Source organism: Pseudarthrobacter chlorophenolicus (assembly GCF_000962805.1).
Taxonomy (GTDB): Bacteria; Actinomycetota; Actinomycetes; order Actinomycetales; family Micrococcaceae; genus Arthrobacter; species Arthrobacter chlorophenolicus_A.
Window position 1 is genome coordinate 234,973 of the sequence record NZ_JZTW01000002.1, and the last position, 16,858, is coordinate 251,830.

At 65.3% G+C, this 16,858-nt stretch carries 15 protein-coding genes and 3 tRNA genes; 7 read left to right on the plus strand and 11 right to left on the minus strand.

Annotated features, from left to right (window positions below; genetic code table 11):
* Position 1: 1 nt before the first annotated feature.
* Complete coding sequence (locus UC32_RS04560) at positions 2–1,288, minus strand: ABC transporter substrate-binding protein (RefSeq protein ID WP_015935847.1); 1,287 nt, start codon at positions 1,286–1,288, stop codon at positions 2–4.
* 139 nt (positions 1,289–1,427) lie between these two features.
* On the opposite strand from UC32_RS04560, the gene UC32_RS04565 reads away from it, so the two are divergent.
* The gene (locus UC32_RS04565) at positions 1,428–3,257 is read left to right on the plus strand and encodes a glycoside hydrolase family 13 protein (RefSeq protein WP_045730064.1); all 1,830 of its coding nucleotides are present in this window, start codon (positions 1,428–1,430) and stop codon (positions 3,255–3,257) included.
* A gap of 40 nt (positions 3,258–3,297) precedes the next feature.
* Here UC32_RS04565 and UC32_RS04570 read toward each other — a convergent pair whose 3' ends face one another.
* The 6 genes from UC32_RS04570 to UC32_RS04595 all read right to left on the minus strand — a co-directional run bounded on the left by UC32_RS04570 (position 3,298) and on the right by UC32_RS04595 (position 7,405).
* On the minus strand, positions 3,298–3,909 hold the full coding sequence (locus UC32_RS04570; RefSeq protein WP_045730065.1) for a hypothetical protein: 612 nt from the start codon (positions 3,907–3,909) through the stop codon (positions 3,298–3,300).
* Positions 3,906–4,562 (minus strand): hypothetical protein, encoded by a 657-nt coding sequence (locus UC32_RS04575; protein WP_052690516.1) that lies wholly within the window; start codon positions 4,560–4,562, stop codon positions 3,906–3,908. The genes UC32_RS04570 and UC32_RS04575 overlap by 4 nt, the downstream gene beginning before the upstream one ends.
* Positions 4,559–4,936, minus strand: coding sequence for a hypothetical protein (locus UC32_RS04580; RefSeq protein WP_045730066.1), 378 nt, complete (start codon positions 4,934–4,936; stop codon positions 4,559–4,561). Before UC32_RS04580 ends, UC32_RS04575 begins: the two co-directional genes overlap by 4 nt.
* On the minus strand, positions 4,933–5,124 hold the full coding sequence (locus UC32_RS04585) for a membrane protein (protein WP_045730067.1): 192 nt from the start codon (positions 5,122–5,124) through the stop codon (positions 4,933–4,935). Before UC32_RS04585 ends, UC32_RS04580 begins: the two co-directional genes overlap by 4 nt.
* A complete protein-coding gene (locus UC32_RS04590; RefSeq protein ID WP_045730068.1) occupies positions 5,121–5,582 on the minus strand; it encodes an Asp23/Gls24 family envelope stress response protein in 462 nt (153 codons plus the stop codon). Before UC32_RS04590 ends, UC32_RS04585 begins: the two co-directional genes overlap by 4 nt.
* Before the next feature lie 224 nt (positions 5,583–5,806).
* Complete coding sequence (locus UC32_RS04595) at positions 5,807–7,405, minus strand: glycoside hydrolase family 68 protein (RefSeq protein ID WP_045730069.1); 1,599 nt, start codon at positions 7,403–7,405, stop codon at positions 5,807–5,809.
* Positions 7,406–8,076: 671 nt separating this feature from the next.
* On the opposite strand from UC32_RS04595, the gene UC32_RS04600 reads away from it, so the two are divergent.
* Complete coding sequence (locus UC32_RS04600) at positions 8,077–10,542, plus strand: polysaccharide deacetylase family protein (protein WP_045730070.1); 2,466 nt, start codon at positions 8,077–8,079, stop codon at positions 10,540–10,542.
* A 281-nt stretch (positions 10,543–10,823) separates the two neighbouring features.
* Here UC32_RS04600 and UC32_RS04605 read toward each other — a convergent pair.
* From UC32_RS04605 to UC32_RS04615, 3 genes are all read right to left on the minus strand, one after another.
* Positions 10,824–10,899 (minus strand) — tRNA-Phe (locus tag UC32_RS04605).
* 48 nt (positions 10,900–10,947) lie between these two features.
* Positions 10,948–11,021 (minus strand) — tRNA-Asp (locus UC32_RS04610).
* Between the two features lie 90 nt (positions 11,022–11,111).
* A tRNA-Glu gene (locus UC32_RS04615) sits at positions 11,112–11,184 on the minus strand.
* 164 nt (positions 11,185–11,348) lie between these two features.
* Between UC32_RS04615 and UC32_RS04620 the strand changes: the two genes are divergently transcribed.
* Positions 11,349–12,383 carry a PHP domain-containing protein gene (locus UC32_RS04620; RefSeq protein ID WP_045730071.1) on the plus strand — a complete coding sequence of 345 codons (1,035 nt, stop codon included), beginning with the start codon at positions 11,349–11,351 and terminating at the stop codon, positions 12,381–12,383.
* Between the two features lie 43 nt (positions 12,384–12,426).
* On the opposite strand, the gene UC32_RS04625 is transcribed toward UC32_RS04620, so the two are convergent.
* Positions 12,427–13,110, minus strand: a complete 684-nt coding sequence (locus tag UC32_RS04625; protein WP_082071905.1) for a DsbA family protein — start codon at positions 13,108–13,110, stop codon at positions 12,427–12,429.
* A gap of 126 nt (positions 13,111–13,236) precedes the next feature.
* On the opposite strand from UC32_RS04625, the gene UC32_RS04630 reads away from it, so the two are divergent.
* The 4 genes from UC32_RS04630 to UC32_RS04645 form a co-directional block, all read left to right on the plus strand.
* Positions 13,237–14,259, plus strand: a complete 1,023-nt coding sequence (locus UC32_RS04630; RefSeq protein WP_045730073.1) for a DMT family transporter — start codon at positions 13,237–13,239, stop codon at positions 14,257–14,259.
* Between the two features lie 9 nt (positions 14,260–14,268).
* Positions 14,269–14,697, plus strand: coding sequence for a metallopeptidase family protein (locus UC32_RS04635; protein WP_045730074.1), 429 nt, complete (start codon positions 14,269–14,271; stop codon positions 14,695–14,697).
* A gap of 10 nt (positions 14,698–14,707) precedes the next feature.
* Positions 14,708–15,628, plus strand: a complete 921-nt coding sequence (locus UC32_RS04640) for a cation diffusion facilitator family transporter (protein WP_045730075.1) — start codon at positions 14,708–14,710, stop codon at positions 15,626–15,628.
* A 181-nt stretch (positions 15,629–15,809) separates the two neighbouring features.
* Positions 15,810–16,858: hypothetical protein (locus tag UC32_RS04645; protein WP_045730100.1), on the plus strand; the 1,049-nt coding region annotated here is incomplete at its 3' end.

Sequence of the window (16,858 nt, forward strand, 5' to 3'; positions counted from 1 at the left end):
GTTACGATCCTGCGCCGGCGGTCTCGATGGACTTCTGCATGTCGGAGAGCGCATCCTTGGCGGGCTTTTCACCCTTCAGCGCCGCGTAGGCGTTGTCCTGGATGGCCTTGGTGACTGCAGGGTAGAAGGGCGTTACCGGCCGGGGAACAGCATTCTCGATGGAGGTCTTGAGTACCGGCAGGTACGGCAGCTTGGCAACCAGTTCCTGGTCCTCGTACAGGTCGCCGAGCACCGGGGCCAGCGAACCCTGGGTTGCGAAGAACTTCTGCTGCTCTTCTTCAACCAGGAACTTCACGAAGTCCAGGGACGTGGCCTTGTGGTCGGAGTAGACGCTGACGGCTGCGCTGTGGCCACCGAGGGAGGAAGCACCGGGACCGTCCTTGCCCGGAAGTGCCGCCATGCCCAGAACATCCTTGACCTTGGAGGAACCTTCAGTGGTTGCCAGGTTGTAGACGTAAGGCCAGTTGCGGAGGAACAGGAGCTTGCCGTCCTGGAAGGCCCGGCGGCTTTCCTCTTCCTGGTAGGTGATGGCTTCAGCCGGGATGTTGCCGTCCTTGAAAGCCTTCACCAGGTTGTCCAGGCCCGCTTCGGCCTCGGGGGTGTTCAGGCTGGGCTTGCCGTCCTTGTCGAGGACGGATCCACCGGCGGAGTTGATTGCTTCCGAGGCGTTGACGGTGAGGCCCTCATACTGCTTGAACTGGCCGGCGTAGCAGCCCATGTTGTTCTGCTTGGCGATGGAGCACATGCCCATCATCTCGTCCCAGGTCTTCGGCGGCGTGGGCACCAGGTCCTTGCGGTAGTACAGGATGCCGCCGTCGGAAGAAACGGGAGCCGCGTAGAGGGTGCCCTTGTACGAGCCTGCCTCGATAGTGGGCTCCAGCATTCCCTTGGTGTCGATGGCCATCTTGTCCTTGAGCGGCTGCAGCCAACCCTTGGCGGCAAACTCGGCCGTCCAGACGACGTCCACGCTGGCTACGTCATAGTCCGCGTTCTTCGCCTGGAAGTTCTGGACCAGGTCATCGTGCTGCTGGTCGGCGTTGTCCGTCTGCTCCTTGAAGGTGACCTTTTCGTCGGGGTGCGCAGCGTTCCATTTTTCGATCAGCGGCCGGACTACGTTGCTGTTGTCCTTGCCCTGCACGTAAGTGATGGGGCCACGGCTGTCCAGGTTGGCTTCAGCGTCGCTGCCGCCGCCCGAGGTTCCGCCACCTCCTCCGCCGGCACAGGCGGACAGGGAAAGGGCCAGAACGCCGGCCGTGGCCACCGGCAGAAGGAATCTAGGGGTTTTCATTAGCTTGAAGCTCCTCGCTGAGAGACAAGTAAGTCGACAGTGCGGTTGTTGGTGAGGTTGATGTGGTGCCTGTCACACTAGTAAGGTTGCTGCCGTTGATGCAAGCGTTTACATCAAAAAGTTATCTAAGGGGAACCAAATGTCGCACCCGTCCGTTCCAGGCCCCCGGAGCAGCAGCCCGGAATGGTGGGCTGACGCTGTGGTTTACCAGGTGTATCCCCGCTCCTTCGCGGACGCCAATGGCGACGGAATGGGCGATCTCGGCGGCGTGGCGGCCCACCTGCCCTACCTGGAGCGGTTGGGCGTGGACGCCGTCTGGCTCTCCCCTTTCTACAAGTCACCCCAGGCGGACGGCGGCTACGACGTGGCCGACTACCGCCAGGTGGACCCGCTTTTTGGATCCTTGGCCGACTTCGACAGCATGTTGCAGGATGCCCACGGGCGTGGTTTAAAGGTGATCGTTGACCTGGTGCCCAACCACACCTCGGACGAGCACCTGTGGTTCCGGGAGGCGCTGGCGGCGCCGCCAGGGTCCGCCGAGCGGGACAGGTACATCTTCCGCCCGGGCAAGGACGATGAGCCAGGGTCCAGGGACGGCAACAGGCCGCCCAACAACTGGAAGTCGATCTTTGGCGGTCCGGCCTGGACACGGGTGACGGACCCGGACGGCCAGGCCGGCGAGTGGTACCTCCACCTCTTCGACACCAAGCAGCCGGACCTGAACTGGGACAACGCCGAGGTCCAGGAAGAGATGCGGTCCGTCCTGCGGTTCTGGCTGGACCGGGGTGTGGACGGCTTCAGGGTGGACGTTGCCCACGGGCTCGTCAAGGAGGCCGGGCTGCCCGACTGGGACGGCGTGGCCGCCATGGTGGAGGGCACTGCCCCGCACCGGGACCCCCTGCTCCCGGGCGATGCCCCCGGTGCCCACACCGACGCCGAAGAACCGCACCGTGCAGTATCGCCGGTCTATCCGCCGTCGCCCTTCTTCGACCAGGAGAATGTCCACGCGATCTACCGCGACTGGCACAAGGTGCTGTCCGGGTACGGTCCCGACCGCATGCTGGTGGCCGAAGCCTGGGTTGAACCGGCGGAACGGCTGGCACGCTATGTCCGACAGGACGAGATGCAGCAGGCGTTCAACTTCGACTTCCTGCTGGCCGGGTGGGACGCGGAGCGGATGGCGGCCGCCATCGATACCTCCCTGGCCGCTGCCGCCACCGTAGGTGCACCGTGCACCTGGGTGCTCAGCAACCACGACACCGTCCGGCACACCACCCGCTTTGGCCTCCCCGATCCCACATCCTTTCCCAAAGGCATCGGCCCGGACGACGAACAGCCGGACGCCTCCTTGGGACTGGCGCGCGCCCGGGCCGCCACGCTGGTGTCATTGGCCCTTCCCGGCTCGGCCTACCTGTACCAGGGTGAGGAACTCGGCCTGGCCGAGCACACCATGCTTCCTGCAGGGGCCCGTCAGGATCCCACGTTCTTCCGCACCCGGGGCGCGGAAATAGGCAGGGACGGCTGCCGTGTGCCGCTGCCATGGACCGCCGGGGCTCCGGGCTTCGGTTTCTCGGACCCTGCCAACAACGCCGCAGAACCCTGGCTGCCCCAGCCGGACAGCTTCGGTCCGCACGCCGCGGACCTGCAAGACGGTGTGGAAGGTTCCACGCTGGAGCTGTACCGCGCCGCCCTTGCCTTCCGGCTGGCGGCGAAACTGGGTGCGGGCAGCATCGAATGGGCAGATTCCCACGCACCGGCGAGCGGAGTGCTCGCCTTCACCAACGGGGACGTGCTGGTGGTTGCCAACATGGGATTCGCCAGCGCGCCGGTGCCCGACGGTTACACCGTGGCGGTGTCCAGCGGGACGGAACCCCGCGCCGAGTGGGAAGCCATGCGGGAGATTCCCGTGGACTGCACCGTGTACCTGCAGAAAGCCACGGCTCTCAATTCGGGCAACGTCCGGGCCTGAGCCCGCCTTCCTGAATTCTCCGGCCTAAAGTGCACGGGGGTCAGCGGACGCGCTCGGCCCTGCCGAAGCGGGTCCGCGCCCCGGCGCCGATATGGATGAGGACCGGAGTCTTCCTTCCCACCACAGCGTCAAGGGCATCAACCAGCCCGGAGACTTCGGCGGCCAGAAGATGCGGCGCGACCCCCTGGCGGGGCAGCAGTCGGATCCTCAGTGTCGGGGTGCCCTTGACCTCATAAGTGGTCACGCTGGACGAGGCGAGATCCGGACGGCCGGCGAGCGCCTGCTTGAGTGCCTGCTCGGCCACTCCCGCGCCGATCCGGACATCGCCGGGGACTTCCCCGGGATCATATTCGGACGCGAGGAGGTTCGACCTGCCTTTGCCCTGCTGGGCCACCCAGGCAACCATCAGTCCGATCAGGACCAGCAGGACCAGTGCCACCACCATCCAGAGCCAGCTTTCCGTCCGCCCGGGGAAACGGGTGGCGTTGAAGGCATCGTTGGCACTGCTCCAGGCTGCCGCGGACCAGGAATGCCACCACACTGCGACGGCGGGAACGGTGGCCAACAGGACCAACAGAAGGCCCGCAGCCAGCAGTTTCAGTCCGAGCAGGGTCAGGAGGATCCGGTTCAGGGCGGTTGGTGTGCTGTTCATGCCCCCACCACCCCGGACGGTGCCACGTTGATACGGACTTCCGGTGCGGGATCGAGCGCCATTTGCTCCGCTTCCTCCCGGACGGCTGCCAGTACCGCGTCACCATCGACAGGTACCCCTGAAGTGGGCCGGACGTTCACCATGACCTGGCGCTGCGAGACCACCACCATCACCTGCTCCGGCGTGACGTTTGCTGCCAGCCGCGCCCGGCGGGCCAGCGATGAAGCAATCACTTCGTCGTCGATAACGACGGCGGGACGACCCGATTCGAGCCAGCCGCCGGCGAGCGTGTGCCGGGCGCGGCGTCCCGGCGCCACGCCATTGAGGAAAAAGACCAACCCCACCATGGCAAGCACGGCGCCAACGGCACCCAGAAGGAGGGGTGAAATCCCAGCGGGAAGCGCCGTCAGCCGCTCTGCGGCGACCTGCGGTTCGATCAGCCAGGGCGGCTGGCCAATGGCGTGCACTGCAGCCTCGAGCAATCCGTACCCGGCCAGCGCCATGACCACCACTGCGGCAACGATGGCAGCGGCGGCACGCGTCGAACGTGTTTCCCGGCGCACGATCCTGGCCATATCCGGGCTCCGGCCATTGTGGCGTCCGCCCTTGCCGCCGCGGGTGTCGCTGCCCCGCGTCTCCACGCTGCTGCTCACTGCACCCGACCTCCTTCGCTGATCCTTGCCCCGCTGATCCTGATGTCCACCCGGCTCAGGCTTGCTCCGCTGAGCTCGGCCACCGTGGCCAGGATGCGGGACTTGGCCTGCACCGTACGGTGCCAGATGGAACCGCCCGCCAAGTCAATCCGCCCCGGCTCCATCGCCGCCTGCAGCGGAGGGACCCTGATAGGCGTGACAAGCGACAAAGCCAGCAGCCCGTCGTCGTCCGTCCAGTCGGCACGCACGTCCTGGGCGTCAACGCCGAACTCGCGGGCCGCCGCGGCCTTGGCGAGGCTTGTCAGCGCCTGCGTGCTGATCCGGTTATGGCCATTGAGTGCCTGCCCCGGCACTGCCGGCGCCGGCATGCTCATGACGATGAACGCCGGCCCGTGATGGCGTCAAGGACGCCGCGCAGGTCCAACTTTCCTTCGGCCGCTCGGCCCAGGAGCGCTCCGATGGCCATGAAGAGCAGGGAGACAAGGAAGCCCCAGAGGCCGAACTGCAGGGACATGAAAGCAACAAAGGCACCTATCGCGATGCCTGCCACGGTGAGGTTCACAGCAATGCCTCCCTTTCCGGAGAGCCGGCGACTGGCGGCTTGACGGGCGGCGGCACGTAGACATCGGTGACCTCCACATTCACCTCAATCACCTGCAGCCCTACAAGTTCCTCCACGGCCCGGTAGACCGCGGCGCGGACCTGGTTGGCCAGCGAATGCAGCGGCGTGCCGTAACTGGCAACGAGGCTGATGTCCACAGCCACCTGCGTTTCGCCGACCTCCGCCCGGACTCCCGTGGCATGGTCGGTGCTGCCCACGGCGTCGCGGATGGCACCCAGCGCCCGGGACGGGCCCGAACCGAGTGAGTAGACGCCGGGGACCGCCCTCGCGGCGATACCGGCAACCTTGGCCACGGCGGTTTCGGAAATGACGGTGCGGCCTGGCCCGGGCACTCCAGCGGGAACCGGCACGGCCCCGCGGTGGACACCCGGCGTGGGTTGTGGGTTCTGGTATTCCATCAGGCACTCCCCCTTCTTTTGTTCCAACCCTATCCCCAGCCTGCGGTGATGTGCTGGAATCGCTCCGCGAGGGATGCGGTGGAATCGCGCGGGTGGTCGGTGCGGGTTGTGACAACAGTTGGGCGGGACAGTTAAAAGGACCCAGGCGGGGACGCCCCCAAGGACATCCCCGCCTGAGCGGTGCCGCCTGGATCAGGCGGCGGTGCGGCAGGTGCCGCGGTCTTTTACTTGTAGAGGCCTTCGCCACCGATGCGCTTGTTGGTGGGCAGGTAGCCGAGCGGGCCAAGGCCGTTCTGGCCGAAGCTGCGGTCCACCTGGGTCACGCCGTTCTTGAAGTTGATCTTGACGGTCGGGGACAGTGAGCCGCCCCGGACGCCGTTGACGTTGTCGATGAACGACTGCACCAGGCCGTTGGGCTGGACGTAGTGCGAGTAGGCCTGGAACTGCCGGCCGTTCTGCTGGCCCGAGATGGTTCCGCTCGGGTTGTTGGCCGGAAGGTTCAGATCGGTGGGCGAGCCGAGCGCCAGGCCGCTGTTGTTGACCGGCTGGTAGTCGGAGCGGATGCCATCGCCCACGAAGCCGTAGACGCCGTCGGGGCCGCGCATGCCGTCCGCATAGGTGAACTGGTGGCTGATGGTGTACAGGTAGTACTTGTTCTTGCCGTCCTCATTCTGGATGAAGATCTGCGGGCGCTCAGTCTGGTCGTTGACGCAGTTGGCGGACAGGATCGGCGGCAGGAAGGACCACTTGGTGAGGTCCTTGTTGTCGGCAACGGCCAGGCCCACGTTGGCGGTCTGGTAGTGGGCACCGGTGCTCTGGACATTGGTCAGCTTCTCAGCGTTCGGATCACCCGGCTGGTAGCCAAGGTCCTCGGCCTTGCACTGGTAGTCGCCGCGGTTTCCTGCGGTGTTGCCTTCAAAGACCATGTAGGTCTTGCCCGGGTGGGCCGGGTCAGCAAAGGTGTACGGGTCGCGGAAGGCAAAACCCGGGTTCTGGGCCTTGTTCTGGTAAAGCTTGCCGTCCGGTTCCAGCAGCTTGGTGTGCTGGAAGCCGTCGAACGTCACGCCGTTCTTGTCTGCATGGATTTTGCCCAGTGCTTTGGCGATGGCGGCGTCGGGAGCGATTCCGCCGCCGCCGGCGTTGCGCTCTGCCACGTCGTGGAACGTGGTGGCCGTGTAGAAGACGTTGACCTGGTTGCCCTGCATGAGCCGGGTGGAGCCGGACCATTCAGTGTTGCCGATGGACGTGTTGTCCAGGAACAGGTGGCCGCCGTAGTTCCACTTGTCCTTGGCCGGATCGGCGTTGGTCTTGCGGAAGAAGTATCCGATGCGGGCGTTCCAGTGGCGCTGATCGAAGCCGTAGCCGGCATGGCGGTCAGCTACCAGGGAGAAGATGACGTCGTAGCCCTTGTAGCTGATCTGGTTGGCATTTTCATCCGTCAGGGACCAGGTGTCCCAAACCCAGACGTCGTCATTCATGGCGGGGAAATCTTCAGGGATTTCCGGCATGGTGACGTCAGGGCTCATGGAGTTCTGGCCCGGTGCAACCGAAGGGTTGCTCTGCGCCATGATCTGCTTGGCGTCCGCACGGGTCCACTTTGAGGTGAAGTCCGACGCCGGGTCAACAGCCTGCTGCGTGTGCTTGGTGGGGAGGGGGAAGCCCGGTGTAGGCGCCGGAAGCTGCTGGGCGGCCGGCGGGTCCGCGGGTTCGTTGGCCTGCGCCGACGGCACGGCCAGGAAGGCCGAGGCAGCAACGGAAGCCGCCAGGGCTGCGGCGGCGGAGCGCCACCGCAGCTTCCGGGGGGATTGGGGGTGCTTGTGCATGTTTGCTCTTCTCGCGGAGTTCATACTGTTCGTGGAAGACGGGCGGATGCCCTGTTTCCCCGCACTCCGGCGGATCCCCGGCGGCACGGCAGGCGTCGTCGGGGACGCCGTTGTATCGAGGGGCGGGACCTGGGTGGAGTCCCGAAGCGGGCCCTGGCGACATCGGGGCGATGTCCGGGCCGGTGTCCACGCTAGGCAGGGCCGGGAGCACATTTCAAACGTGTGTCATCCGTCCGGAAACCTAGTTTGACTCATTTATGCAAGCGCTTACGCAACCCAAGGCGCGCGCGTGCCACAACGATTTTTCACAGTCAAATGTTTCAGATGTCTGACAAATCTTTTTCGGCGTCGCCTGTCGCCGCGGATGCGGCAGACCCGACGGGCCGGGGACAGAACGAGGATCAATAGAGTGGTTCGGCGGCAAAGACAGGTAGCCGGCACTCATGCCGCATTAACCCAGCGAATATATTTTGGGAGCAGTCGGCCAGCCAGAGGCTGGGATGGCAGACAACAAACGCCCGTTCCGGTTTCGATCGGGCCATTCCGGGTAGGGGGTGGGCCGGCAAGCCGCTGTTCTGAATCGAGTTAATCGCATGGAACGATCAATGCAGCGCGCCCCGAAAGGCCAGCCCCTGCAAAAAGCCCCTCCACCGCCCAAAGGCCGCTGGAGCATGCCCACGTTTTCCGGGCGCCGGCTCCGGGATACATTCAAGACCGGCCGGACCGCTGCCACGGCGGCGGGAACAGCTTTGCTGGTCCTGTCTACTTTTGTCAGCACTGTAGCCCTCGCCCCGGCCGCCCATGCGGCCGATCCCGTGGTGGTCACCCTGACCTTCGATGACGCGCATGCGGACCAGCTCGGTGCCGCGGCGTATATGAATGCCAAGGGCCTGAAGGGAACTTTCTATGTTCCCTCTGGCTTCCTCAATGCTGACGCCGCCTACATGTCAACGGCCCAGGCCCTTGCCCTGCAGTCAGCCGGCAACGAGATCGGCGGCCACAGCGTCACCCACGCTGACCTGGCCTTCGCCGATACAGGTGAGGTCACCCGGCAGATCTGCAACGACCGCATCAGCCTGAGGGACCTGGGCTTCCGCATCACCAGCTTCGCGTATCCTTACGCCTCGTCGACTCCGGCCATCGAAGGCATCGCCAACACATGCGGCTACAACAGCGCCCGGGGACTGGGTGACATTGCCAGCCACATCGCGGGAACCGAGACGTTCCCGCTGGCCGAGACAATGCCTCCGGCGGACCCGTTCCTCACGAAGGCGCCGGACCAGATCGACAACACGTGGACCCTCCAGAACCTGGAGGACCTGACCCTTAAAGCCCAACCGGGCGGCGGCTGGATGCAGTACACGTTCCACCACATCGGCGTGGACACTGAGCCGCTCAACGTCACCACGGCGAACTTCAACGCCTTGATCGACTTCCTGGCGGCTGAGCAGAGCGCCGGCCGGATCGTCGTTAAGACCGTGGACCAGGTGATCGGCGGAGCTGTCAAGAACAATACCGCCGGACCACAGCCACCGGCGCCCCTGACATCCGGCAACCTCATCCGTAACCCGGGCTTCGAAACGGCAGGCCCCATTGCCGGGGATGCACCCTACTGCTGGGTTCCCGGTGGATTTGGGACCAACACCTACACCTACAGCACGGTGGCGGCAGCCCACACGGGCACTGCCGCCCAGCAGGTGGTGGTGTCCTCCTACCAGAGCGGGAATGCCAAGATACTGCCCCCACAGGACACGGGTCAGTGCACCCCGACCGTGACACCGGGGCAGCGGTACTCAATGTCCGCCTGGTACACGTCAACGGCCAACACCCAGTTCGAGATCTACTACCGGACCGGCACGGGCAGCTGGCACTACTGGACTTCGAGCCCCTACTTCGGGCCAGCGTCCACGTTTACCCAAGCCACGTGGACTTCACCACCGGTCCCGGCAGGCGCCACGGCCATGACCCTGTCGCTGACGATGTTCAGCGCCGGAACACTCGTGACCGACGACTACAGCCTGACCAAGGCAGCCGTTGACCCCGGGGCATTCCAGTCCATGGCGCCGGTGCGCCTGCTCGACACCCGGTCCAGCGGCGGCCCCGTCGGTCCAAAGGGAACGGTATCGTTCCAGGTTGGTGGTAACAGCGGCATCCCCGCGAACGTTGCAGCCGTAACCTTCAACCTGACCGTTACGAATCCAACGTCCAACGGCTTCGTCACGGCCTACGCGTCGGGCACCACACGGCCCAATGCTTCCAACCTGAACTATGACACCGGGCAAACAGTCCCCAACAGCGTCACGGTTCCGGTGGGCGCCGACGGCAAGGTCACGCTTTACAGCGAGTCGACTGGCACCGCCAACCTGATAGCGGACGTTTCCGGCTACTACGCGGCAGGAACAGCTGTTGCAGGCGGAGCCTTCCGTCCAGTAGCACCGGCAAGGTTCCTGGACACCCGGAACACGGGAACCCCCGTGGCACCAAAGGGCAGCGTGTCGTTCCAGGTGGGCGGCAACAGCGGCATCCCGGCAGGCGTTTCGGCAGTGACTTTCAACCTCACTGTTGCCAACTCCACCTCTAACGGATTTGTCACCGCTTACGCCTCCGGGACGTCCATTCCCACGGCATCCAACCTCAACTACGACAGGGGCCAGATTGTCCCCAACAGGGTCACGGTTCCGGTGGGAGCGGACGGAAAGGTATCGCTGTACAACGAGTCCACCGGTACCGCGCACCTGATCGCCGACGTTTCCGGTTACTACATGTCAGGTCCGGTAACCCTTCCCGGCATGTTCCAGCCGATTGCGCCCACCCGTTTCCTGGACACCAGGTCCGGCAGCCCGGTGGCCGCCAACGGCACCATCTCGGTCCAGATCGGCACGGTCAGCGGGGTTCCGGCAACGGCCTCGGCGACCATCTTCAACCTGACCGTGGCCAATCCGACCAGGAACGGCTTCGTCACGGCCTACCCGTCCGGATCGTCACTGCCGAATGCCTCCAACGTGAACTACGCCGCCGGGCAGATTGTCCCGAACAGCGTCACTGTTCCCTTGGGACCGGATGGCAAGGTCAGCCTCACGAACAGCTCAACCGGCACCACACATCTGATCGCAGACGTCTCGGGATATTTCCTCTGACAGACGCAGGAAGCCAGTCACACTGAGCATATGAACTGCTCCCCGGCAGCCGGACCCATCACCAGGTCAGGTAGCCGGGGAGCAGCCATGTGCGGGGGAATTACACGCTCAGGCGGTCACAAGTCTGGCGCTTGTCCGCCAATCCGGCCCTCGAAGGCTCTGATATGCGAACAAGGCCGGGACCCACCCAAACAACTCCGGAAGTCCGGTTGCAAAACCTGAGCCTGAAAAGTGCCGTTAAAGAAGAAAAGCACCAGTTCATTCGAACTGATGCTTCCCAGTGGTGGCTCCGACCGGCGTCGATCCGGTGACCTTTCGATTTTCAGTCGAACGCTCTACCAACTGAGCTACAGAGCCTAGGTGACATGTCACCATGACCGCCGAAATCTCTTCCGACAACCAGAGCGACCCTGACGGGACTTGAACCCGCGACCTCCGCCGTGACAGGGCGGCGCGCTAACCAACTGCGCTACAGGGCCTTGCGTTTCTTGCTTCACAGTATCTCTACTGCTTTTTTCAAGGCTTCCAGCCTACCAGACATTTTCTGCCTGCTTGACCAGTTCCTTGCGTACCCCCAACGGGATTCGAACCCGTGCCGCCGCCGTGAAAGGGCGGTGTCCTAGGCCGCTAGACGATGGGGGCCAGAACCCGTTCGGAACAAAATAAAAGGCGTAAAGCGAGGCTTTCCGTCTTTGTCCTTTGCGTTTCTCCGAACTGGACTCAACAACTATAGGGCCTACTCTGCGATTATCCAAAATCGGCCAAAAACCTGTGCCTGAACAGGAAGAACGGGCGAAGATGGACGGATGGATGCTGTCGCAGCGCTCAACGAGATCGCCTTCTGGCTGGAGCGCGGACGCGCTGCCACCTTCAAGGTCCAGGCGTTCCGGAAGGCCGCCGCCGCCATCAGCGCCCTGCCGCCGGACGAAGTGGCCACGCGGGCGCGGAACGGCCGACTGAAGTCAATGAAGGGCATCGGCGACCGGACTTTCCAGGTGATCCAGCAGGCGGTGGACGGATCCGTCCCGGACTACCTCGCTGACCTCCGCGAGAAAGGCGCGCAGCCACTGGCCGCCGGCGGAGCAGCTGTCCGAAAGGCCTTGCGTGGCGACCTGCACAGCCACAGCGAATGGTCCGACGGCGGCTCCCCCATTGACGTAATGGTTGCCGCCGCGGAGGTTCTTGGCCGGGAGTACCTGGCCCTGACCGACCACTCGCCCAACCTGACAATCGCCAACGGCCTATCCGCCGAACGCCTGGCGAAGCAGCTCGATGTGGTGGCCGCCATCAACAACGGCAGCAAGGGCGGCGGCCCGCACGACGGGACGGTCCGGCTGCTGGCGGGCATCGAAGTGGACATCCTGGAATCCGGCGAGCTGGACCAGGACCCGGAGCTGCTGGACCGGCTGGACATCGTGGTAGCCAGCGTCCACTCGAAGCTCCGGGCAGACCGTAAAACCATGACCGCGCGGATGCTCGGCGGCATTATGGCACCGCACACCAACGTCCTGGGCCACTGTACGGGCCGGCTGGTGGAGGGCTCCCGCGGCACCCGCCCCCAGTCCGAATTCGACGCCAAGGAAGTCTTCGCTGCCTGCGCCGAGAACAATGTTGCCGTCGAAATCAATTCCCGCCCCGAGCGGCAGGACCCGCCGGATGACCTGATTAAGCTCGCGTTGGAGGCAGGTTGCCTGTTCTCCATCGACAGCGACGCCCACGCGCCTGGGCAGCTGGATTTCCTCCAGTACGGTGCCGAGCGGGCCGAACGTAATGGCGTGCCGCTGGAGCGCATCATCACCACCTGGCCGGTGGACAAGCTCCTCGACTGGGCGGCCACCTAGTTCCTGCCGTCCAGCCTGCGGCGGCAACAGTGGGCTGATGCGTCTATTTGACGGCGTCCGCGAGTTTCTGCCGGAAATCGGCTTTGGTGGTGAGCGTCAGCTTCTCGCCGTTCAGGAAGAACGTGGGCGTCCCGTGGACCCCCAGCGCCTCGCCGTCGGCAATGTCCGCCAGGACCCGCTCCTCGGTTTGCTGGTCAGCCACCGCGGCGTCGAACAGGGCAAGGTCCAACCCGAGGTCCTCTGCGTACGTGCGGAACAGCGGCGCCTGGGACGTTTGCTGCCCGGCCCACTGGGACTGGGTTTCGAAGAGCCTGCTGGCCATTTCCTGGTATTGGCCCTGCTGGCTTGCTGCCTCGGCAGCGAGCGCCGCCTGGCCGGAGTTGGCGTGGGCCGCCAAGGGGAAATGCCTGTTCACGAAGGTAATCCTGTCGCCAAACTCGGCCTTGAGCTCTTCCACCACGGGATGGATGGAGCCGCACGAGGGGCATTCGAAATCCAGGAACTCCACCAGCTGTGCCTTTTCCACCGCCGGCGTGGTGAGGCGGTAGCTGTTCTCCCGGACGAGTTGTTCGGACCCCGGCGCCGGCGGGGCAGCTTTTTGCTCCTTATTGGCGGCGAACACGGCGTACCAAGCCACTCCACCGATGACGGCGAGCGCCAGCACAATCCAGATCACTGTCCTGACGAGGCGTGCGGTATCACGGGGTGGGGCAGGGCTTGAGACCATGGTTCGCATCCTAGCCGAGGCAGGCAGGTGCCCCGCCCCACGGCCAGCCCAACTTTGGCAGGAAGTTGGCCAGACGTGGCCGATTTCCGCCAGCCCGGGCCCGGCCTGCGCGACTAGATTGGGCTCATGCCTTCCACTACCCCTGTCAGCAGTCCCGCTTCGGCGTCATCGGCGGGTGCCCCGGTCAAGGCACTGGGGATCGCAGCCATGGCGGTCACCGTGGGCCTGTGGGCTTCGGCGTTCGTGGGCATCCGGGCCATCGGCCCGCACTTCTCCCCCGGATCCCTGACGCTGGGCAGGTTGGCGATTGCCGCCGTCGTACTGGCTGCCGTGGCGCTGCCGAAAATACTCAAGACGCGCCTCATGCCGCGGGGCCGCGAGTGGTGGCCCATCCTGGCGTACGGGGTGATGTGGTTCGGTGGTTACAACGTGGCGCTGAATGCCGCCGAGCATGTCCTCGATGCAGGTACCAGCGCTTTGCTCATCAATGTCAATCCCATCCTGGTGGCCATCATGGCCGGCATGTTCCTCAAGGAGGGCTTTCCGCGCTGGTTGCTCATCGGCAGCACCATTGCCTTCGCCGGCGTCGCCCTCATTGCACTGGGATCCGGCGCGCCGGCCCGGCCAGGGGAAAGCACGACGACGGACATGGCCGGCGTGCTGCTCTGCCTCCTTGCCGCGGTGCTCGCCGCAGTCAGCGTCATCATCCAGAAGCCGGTGCTGCGGAAGTTCCCTGCGGCCCAGGCGACCTGGTTCGGAATCCTGGTGGGCGCGGTATGCTGCCTCCCTTTCGCCGGGCAGCTGGTATCCGAGGTTCAGGCAGCACCGCCGGCGGCCACCGCAGGGCTGGTGTACCTGGGGATCTTTCCCACCGCGATCGCCTTCACCACGTGGGCGTATGCGTTGTCGCTGGTGGACGCCGGAAAGCTGGCGGCCACCACCTACCTGGTCCCGGGGACAACCGTGCTGATTTCATGGCTCCTGCTGGGAGAGATTCCCACGGCCTGGGGGTTGGTGGGCGGGCTGGTGTGCCTGGTGGGCGTTAGCCTGACCCGCCGCAGGGCACGCACCCGCGGTGCTGGTGTCCGTGCCGCCGCCGGTGGCGTTTCCGGGCCAAACCAGGCCGTCCCGGGGAACAATCGCGACTAAAGTCGAGGTATGCCAGCAAGCCTTCCGCCCGGCCTTCCCATCATCCCGGAAGGCCCGCACGAACCGCGGGGTTTCACCATGTCTCCGGACGAGTTCGAGGCTGCCGTCTCCGACGCCCTGGACAGCATTCCAACCAAGCTGGCCCGGGCCATGGACAACGTGGCCGTCTTCATCGAGGACGACTACGAACCGAAACCGGGAGAAGACCCGGACACCGTCCTGCTAGGACTGTACGAGGGCGTACCCCTGACAGAACGGGATTCCTGGTGGGACGCCGGATCACTGCCCGACCGGATCACGATATTCCGTGAACCCATCCTCGAAATTTGTGATTCGCGCGAGGACGTCATCCACGAGGTGGCGGTGACTGTGGTCCACGAGATCGCCCACCACTTCGGCATTTCGGACGAGCGGCTGCACGAGCTCGGCTGGGGCTAGCCTTGTAGGCATGGGACACGACCACAGCCACACGCACGGAATTACCGCCACCGGGCGGCACCGCAAACGGCTGGTGGCCGTCCTGGCGATCACACTGAGCGTGGTGCTGATCCAGGTGGTGGGCGCCATCCTGTCCGGATCGCTGGCCCTGCTGGCGGACGCCGGCCACATGCTGTCCGATGCCGCGGGCGTCACGATCGCCCTGCTGGCCGCCTGGATCGCCGGCAGGCCTGCAAGCGACCAGCGGACCTACGGGTACCAGCGCGCCGAGGTCCTGGCAGCGTTGGCCAACGCGCTGATCCTGATCGTCATCTCAGTAGTGATCTTCACCGAGGCCATCCGCAGGATCGGATCCGTGCCCGAAGTCCACACCGACATCATGCTCTTCGCCGCCATCCTCGGTGCTGTGGCGAACCTGGTTTCGCTGCTGATCCTCCGCGGCGCCCATCAGGAAAGCCTTAACGTCCGCGGCGCCTACCTGGAAGTCCTGGGAGACCTGCTGGGTTCCTTCGCCGTGATCGTTGCGGCAGTGGTCATCATGCTCACCGGATACCAGGCGGCGGATACGATCGCCTCCGTCGTCATTGCCCTGATGATCCTGCCCCGGGCCTGGAGCCTGCTGCGGGACGTGGTGGACGTGCTGCTGGAGGCCAGCCCCAAGGGCGTGGAAGTGCAGATGATCCGCGAACACATCCTTTCCGTGGACGGCGTCACTGACGTGCACGACATTCATATCTGGACCATCACGTCCGGCGTCCCGGTCTTTTCGGCCCACGTGGTGGTGGAGGACGGCGTCCTCAATGCCAGGGGCGCCGACCAGCTGCTGGACAAGCTTGTCACCTGCCTGGGCTCCCACTTTGACACCGACCACTGCACCTTCCAGCTCGAGCCGGCCAGCCACTCCGAACACGAGGAACGCCAGCACGCCTGACAACACGCCGCACAGCATGCGGCTGTAATGCCACTGTTGTGATTAGTGTTATTGATGTGACAGCTGTTGCTTATGTGCAACGGGTGACGTAGCCTCGGACTGCTGGCGAGCAGCCGAGGCGCACCTCCGTGTCACCACCAGGACCTCACTCCCAGCCCCAACCGCTGCGAGGTTCCCGTCCATGTCGAGGTTTCTGCCTGCATCGCTTTTGCCCTGGCCCCGGGCTGCGTCCGGCCGGAAAGCGGCAGTGCTGTGCGCCGCCGTCGTACTTCTTGGATCCGTGGCACTCCCCGCAGCAGCGGCCCCAGGACCGCACCTTCCCGCCGCGCCCGCGCCGGCTGCGCCCGCCCTTCCATCCCCTGAGGACATTGCTGCGGCGAAAGCCAGCGCAGCGGCAACGGCGGACCAGGTGGCCGCGATCGAACGCATCCTTGGGGACGCCTCGGACGCCCAGCAGGCAGCTTTCGCCGTGGCAATGCAGGCAAACAACTCCTACAGCGAAGCCCTGGTGGAGCTGCAGCAGCGGTCGGAGGCCGCGTCAGTGGCCGCCGCCCGGGCAACGGCCGCGCAGGCGGAGCAGGACAAGACCCGAAAGCAAGTGGGACAGCTGGCCGGCGATCTCTACCGGAACGGCGGCCTGAACCCAACACTCGGGACCCTGGTCAGCGGAACCGGCGAAAGCCTGCAGCAGGCGGCAACCCTCCAGGCGTTATCCGCCGGCCGCAGCCGCGCATTCGAGGCGGCCGACTCTGCCGCCACTGCATCGCAAACCCTCACGGCCGCAGCAGGAGACGCCAGGAAGGCAGCAGACGAGGCGGCCCGGACCGCCGAGGCACGGAAAACCGGTGCCGAGCAGGCCAACGCTGCCCAAGCCGCCGCCGTGGCGGATGCCCGTGCCCGGCGGACCGTCCTGGTGGACCAGCTCGCACAGCTGCGCAACACGACAGTGGAGCTCGAATCAGCACGGGTGGACGGGCTCGAACGGCAGCGCGAAGAGGCGCGCCTGGCTGCCGTGGCGGCCGCGGCCAACGCAGCTGCGGTCACCGCCGATCCCCAGGGCAGCGAAACCCGGGGCGGTGAAACCGGAGCCACCCAGGGCGGAATACCTGCCGCGCCCGCAGCCGTGGCTCCAGCGGCGCCAGCACCTGCCCCTGTTCCGGCAGCACCGGCACCAGCTCCGGCTCCCGCACCCGCCCCCGCACCCGCCCCGGCACCAGCACCGGCCCCCGC

Bases quoted from the DNA above. Each gene is read 5' to 3' on its own strand.
- UC32_RS04560 (WP_015935847.1), bottom strand. From the start codon at position 1,288: ATGAAAACCCCTAGATTCCTTCTGCCGGTGGCCACGGCCGGCGTTCTG.
- UC32_RS04565 (WP_045730064.1), top strand. From the start codon at position 1,428: ATGTCGCACCCGTCCGTTCCAGGCCCCCGGAGCAGCAGCCCGGAATGG.
- UC32_RS04570 (WP_045730065.1), bottom strand. From the start codon at position 3,909: ATGAACAGCACACCAACCGCCCTGAACCGGATCCTCCTGACCCTGCTC.
- UC32_RS04580 (WP_045730066.1), bottom strand. From the start codon at position 4,936: ATGAGCATGCCGGCGCCGGCAGTGCCGGGGCAGGCACTCAATGGCCAT.
- UC32_RS04590 (WP_045730068.1), bottom strand. From the start codon at position 5,582: ATGGAATACCAGAACCCACAACCCACGCCGGGTGTCCACCGCGGGGCC.
- UC32_RS04595 (WP_045730069.1), bottom strand. From the start codon at position 7,405: ATGCACAAGCACCCCCAATCCCCCCGGAAGCTGCGGTGGCGCTCCGCC.
- UC32_RS04600 (WP_045730070.1), top strand. From the start codon at position 8,077: ATGCCCACGTTTTCCGGGCGCCGGCTCCGGGATACATTCAAGACCGGC.
- UC32_RS04620 (WP_045730071.1), top strand. From the start codon at position 11,349: ATGGATGCTGTCGCAGCGCTCAACGAGATCGCCTTCTGGCTGGAGCGC.
- UC32_RS04625 (WP_082071905.1), bottom strand. From the start codon at position 13,110: ATGGTCTCAAGCCCTGCCCCACCCCGTGATACCGCACGCCTCGTCAGG.
- UC32_RS04630 (WP_045730073.1), top strand. From the start codon at position 13,237: ATGCCTTCCACTACCCCTGTCAGCAGTCCCGCTTCGGCGTCATCGGCG.
- UC32_RS04635 (WP_045730074.1), top strand. From the start codon at position 14,269: ATGCCAGCAAGCCTTCCGCCCGGCCTTCCCATCATCCCGGAAGGCCCG.
- UC32_RS04640 (WP_045730075.1), top strand. From the start codon at position 14,708: ATGGGACACGACCACAGCCACACGCACGGAATTACCGCCACCGGGCGG.